Annotated in this window: 6 protein-coding genes; 3 read left to right on the plus strand and 3 right to left on the minus strand. The window is 66.4% G+C overall.

Annotation, left to right across the window (positions count from 1 at the left end):
- Positions 1-319 precede the first annotated feature (319 nt).
- Both ACZ4RZ_RS50115 and ACZ4RZ_RS50120 read right to left on the minus strand, forming a co-directional pair.
- Positions 320-598, minus strand: a complete 279-nt coding sequence (locus ACZ4RZ_RS50115; RefSeq protein ID WP_467754343.1) for a DUF397 domain-containing protein — start codon at positions 596-598, stop codon at positions 320-322.
- Positions 558-1,406: a helix-turn-helix domain-containing protein gene (locus ACZ4RZ_RS50120; protein ID WP_467754345.1), complete on the minus strand. Its 849-nt coding sequence runs from the start codon at positions 1,404-1,406 to the stop codon at positions 558-560. The genes ACZ4RZ_RS50115 and ACZ4RZ_RS50120 overlap by 41 nt, the downstream gene beginning before the upstream one ends.
- 92 nt (positions 1,407-1,498) lie before the next feature.
- On the opposite strand from ACZ4RZ_RS50120, the gene ACZ4RZ_RS50125 reads away from it, so the two are divergent.
- The 3 genes from ACZ4RZ_RS50125 (at position 1,499) to ACZ4RZ_RS50135 (ending at position 3,925) form a co-directional block, all read left to right on the plus strand.
- A complete protein-coding gene (locus ACZ4RZ_RS50125; RefSeq protein ID WP_467754346.1) occupies positions 1,499-1,927 on the plus strand; it encodes an ATP-binding protein in 429 nt (142 codons plus the stop codon).
- Positions 1,928-2,294: 367 nt separating this feature from the next.
- Complete coding sequence (locus tag ACZ4RZ_RS50130) at positions 2,295-3,434, plus strand: pentapeptide repeat-containing protein (RefSeq protein ID WP_467754347.1); 1,140 nt, start codon at positions 2,295-2,297, stop codon at positions 3,432-3,434.
- A gap of 98 nt (positions 3,435-3,532) precedes the next feature.
- A complete protein-coding gene (locus tag ACZ4RZ_RS50135; protein WP_467754349.1) occupies positions 3,533-3,925 on the plus strand; it encodes a hypothetical protein in 393 nt (130 codons plus the stop codon).
- Positions 3,926-4,040: 115 nt separating this feature from the next.
- On the opposite strand, the gene ACZ4RZ_RS50140 is transcribed toward ACZ4RZ_RS50135, so the two are convergent.
- Positions 4,041-4,126 (minus strand): aggregation-promoting factor C-terminal-like domain-containing protein (locus ACZ4RZ_RS50140; RefSeq protein WP_467753917.1); only part of this gene is annotated, 86 nt, incomplete at its 5' end.

Here is a 4,126-nt window from a genome sequence, read left to right on the forward strand (position 1 = left end):
CCGGGTGGGCTCGTCGGCGCCTGGCGACTGCTCCAGAGAAACAGGCTCGGACCGTGTCCGCAATGACCCCTTTTACTAGTTGTGGCCGCATCGGGATGGAAAGTCCCTCGTGTGAGCTGGCTCTCAAACCGCAGGTCAGAAGGGGTGCATGGGCGGACATATCGGACAGGTTGGGCTACGAATGTGCTTCGTAGGTGATGTGGGTCATGTGGGGTGCTTCACCCGTCCCTCAACGGTCCGTGCGCGTGGGATCGCGCAGCGGGTACGTCGAATGTGACGGGGGCCGCACACCGCTGGGGCTGAATGTGACCGGGGTCGCTCAGTGAGCGGTTGTGGTCGTCCAGCCGACGAATGCGGTGAAGGCGGTGGGGGCGAGGGTGAGGATCGGTCCCGCCGGGTTCTTCGAGTCGCGGATGGCGATGGTGGTGTGGGGGGCTTCGGCGATCTCTACGCAGTCGCCGCCCTGGTCGCTGCTGTACGAGGACTTGCGCCAGGCCAGGGGGCCGAGCGGTGCGCACTCGACGCACTCACCGCCCTGATCGCTGCTGTAGCTGGACTTACGCCACTGGATCCCCGTCGGAACCGCGGTGCTCCCCATAGCGTTCCTCCATCGCGTGCCGGATCAACTCCGCCGAGTCTCGGAGGGAGAGTGCGGCGGCTTGAAGATGATCGTAACGGAGCGAACAGTCCTTGACGGTGTCCGGGTTGGCGGTCGGATGCCCGCTGCCGTAGCCCTCGGTGTAGACGATGTCGGGGTCGCTCGCGCAGCGAAAGAGGGTGTACGAGCCAGTCAGTCCCGCGTGTGCCCCGGCGGAGAACGGCAGGACCTGGACATTGATCCGCGGGTCGCTCTCGAACGACAACAGGTGGGCCAGTTGGCCACGCATGGTGTCCGGGCCGCCGATCTCCTGGTACAGCCCGGCCTCGCCGAGGACCATCCACAGGACCGGCGGTTCGCTCTTCTCGAAGATGCGCTGGCGGGCCAGCCGTACGGCGGTGCGGTCGTCGAGGTCGGTCCGGTCCAGAGCGCCGAGCGTGGCACGCGCGTAGGCACTGGTCTGGAGGAGGCCGTGCACCATGTGGGCCTGGAAGGTGCAGATCTCGATGGCCCGCGCCTCCAACTCCGCCACCTGTTGGAACCAGGCCGGAAGTTGACTGCGCATCACGAGCTCGACGAGCCGGGAGAGCAGGCCGCCCGTGCCGAGCGCCGCGTCGGCCCGTTCGCTGAACTCCGGGGTCGGCAACTTGCGGGCCGTTTCGATCTGTCCGACCAGGGAGCCCGTGTAGTTGACGATGTCGCCGAGCTGTTTCTGCGTCAGCCCGGCGCCTTCGCGGTAGCGCCGTAGCTCGAAGCCGTAGTAGTCGAGTGGTGAAGCGCCCGGGTCGAGGACGTTGATGTGGGTCACGCAGAGGCCCCTCTCGCGCAACTCGGCCCACTGCGGGACCAGTTGTATCCGTTCCGTAGCCGAGGGTAGTCGCGCGAGGTCAGCCTCGTAGTGTGAACGAATACTTTCCCCCCACCCTCCTGGGTTCCCGCCCCGCCCAGTACGGCATGCGGCTCACGGTCGGCGCGCACTCGGCGCGGCACATCCGGCGCATCGTCCGCTCGCTGCTGGACGATTGGGACATGGCGGAGCTGACCGACGCCGTGGAACTGGGTGTGACCGAGCTCGTCGCCAACGTCGTACGGCATGTCCCGGACCGGCGGTGTGCGGTGCTGGTGCTGCACCAGGCGTCGGGTGTGCGCGTGGAGGTCGCGGACGGCTGCCCTCGACTGCCGTGTGTCCCCGTTGAGTTGTCGCCGGAGGCAGAGGGGGGCCGGGGGCTCGCCCTGCTGGAAGTGGTGGTCGACAAGTGGGGTGTGGACCCCGGACCCGGGGGCGGCAAGACGGTGTGGTTCGAGAGCCGGGCCGGTTGTGACGGTTGACCCGCGTCACGGGGGAGCGAACCGGCTTTGGGTTCCTGTCATCCGCGCCGTGTGTCGAGCACGCCGCACAGGACGAGCACCAAGTTCCCGCGCCTTCAGCGGCCCCGAAGATCTCAGGCCTGGAGCCCCCTTGCAGGCCACCAAGAAGGTAATGGGGGAGTGGCTGGGGGATTGCTGAACACGGAATGGCCCGGACCAGGTGATGCCGATGGTGTCCGCAGCTCAATCGACCGGCAGGACGTCGGGGCCGCCCACGGTGACCATGGACACCGCCCTTTCCTCTACGACCACCTCCGGACAGTCCTGATCGAGTGCTACGACAGCGTGGCGGAGAAATGGGCACTGTTTCCTGGGATGTCATGAGTGGATGATCGAGCCGTCTGCCGCCGCACAACTTCGCCGGATCGCACGCCGACGGGCCGCCAGGGATGATCGACGGCAACGGAGCCGCCCAATCGGGCCGGCCCGCGACACCGGTATCAGCCGACTGACGTGGGTGGCACTCGCGGCGTCCACGCTGCCGGGACTTGCTGCACTCGTCGCCCTGCTGTTCACGTGGATGTCGGTTGGGCAGACCAACAAGGATCTACAGATCTCCGAGCAGGGGCAGATCACTACCCGGTTCAACGCCGCGATCACCAACCTGGGATCAGCATCGTTGGATGTGCGCCTAGGTGGAATCTACGCCCTGCAACGCATCATGCAGGACTCCTCTCGAGATCAGCGCACTGTCGTCTCGGTGCTGTCCGCGTTCGTACGCCAGCACGCTCCCGTTCCGGTAGGTGGCTTCAAGCCGGCAGGGGAGGACCGACCCCCTACCGACGTAGCGGCTGTAGTAGCCGTGCTGGGCAACCGGACCGCCGACCGGGAGGTGACCCAGCACGGGAAGCCGCTGTACCGAGTTGATCTGAGCAGCGTCGATCTGCGCGGCCTGGACCGCGAAGTGGGCCTCACAGAAGGCGGCATGCCCAGACGCAGCAACTTCCGCTTCGCGAACTTCACTGGCGCGGATCTCCGACGCGCGGGCCTCGAGAATTTCGACCTCTTCGGCGCGTCCCTCGACAATGCCAACATGTCCGACGTGAACCTGCAGGACACGGACCTTCGGCAAGCATTTCTCGGAGGCGCCATTTTGACCAATGCGCGCTTGGGCGCGGCCGTCATGACCGGCGCGGATCTCGGCGGAGCGAACCTTCACAACGCGCACCTGAGCAGGGCCGAAGAAACCAACGAAGCCAGCGAGGCCGACTCGAGCGCCAACTTGACCCGCGCGTCCCTGATCGGCGCGAACCTGAGGGGGGCAGACCTGCGCGGCGTGGTCCTGATCGACGCGGACTTGACTGACGCGGACCTGGCCGACGCCGACCTGCGCGGTGCAGACCTGACCCATGCAGACCTGAGCAACGCAGACTTGACCGGGGCAAAACTGTCGGGTGCGAAACTGGCGGGCGCGATCCTTGAGGGCGCACGCGGAGTGCCTCCTCACGGCCGTGGCGGCTCGCCGTGATCCTCCGGCCGCCGCGCGTGGATAGCCTCAAGCTCAGTAGAGCCCTCTGCGCCGCTGCCCGGCTGCGTGTCCCACATGTGCGGAATGGAGGTTTGGTTGTGGAGACGGTGCCGGAGGTGCGGAAGGCGCCCGGGCTCTGGTTCGCGGGGTTCCGTTCGGGCGCGCTTCTCGGGATTCCGACATCGCTGATCGCGATCTTCGTCGTAGGTCGGACGTGGACGTCGTGCGATGTCGGCGTGAACGCCTCGGCCAATTCGCTGTTCCTGCTCTTCGTCGCACCGTTCATCTGGATCGCCACCACGGCTTCCTGGGTGCTTCTTTACGGTGCGATCGGGAGGTTCCGCCGGGGCGCCGCCGTTGCCGTCGGAATCCTCTTCAACCTGTGGTTCCTCTGGTTCGTCGTGACGGGACTGGGCGCGATGGATTCATATCCTGATGCCGTGTGTCCGGGAAATGTCCCGCCGTGGTGGCCGGGGTTCATTCCGTCTTGAGAGCATCGCTCGGCCGAAGCGATAGTGGGTATGACGAAGGCGGCGGCCCCGGGGATCGGGGGCCGCCGCCTTCGTATGAGGGGGCTGCTGTGTGTGCAGTCCGGGTTGGCTGTTTTTAGTACCAGCCGTTGGCCTGCCAGAAGTTCCAGGCGTCGGCGGGGCTGCCGTAGCGGGAGTTCATGTAGTCCAGGCCCCACTTGA

This window comes from Streptomyces sp. NPDC027189 (assembly GCF_055566975.1).

What these genes read in the sequence shown, in the direction of transcription:
- ACZ4RZ_RS50115 (WP_467754343.1), bottom strand. Translation starts at nt 598, where the DNA reads ATGGGGAGCACCGCGGTTCCGACGGGGATCCAGTGGCGTAAGTCCAGC.
- ACZ4RZ_RS50130 (WP_467754347.1), top strand. Translation starts at nt 2,295, where the DNA reads ATGATCGAGCCGTCTGCCGCCGCACAACTTCGCCGGATCGCACGCCGA.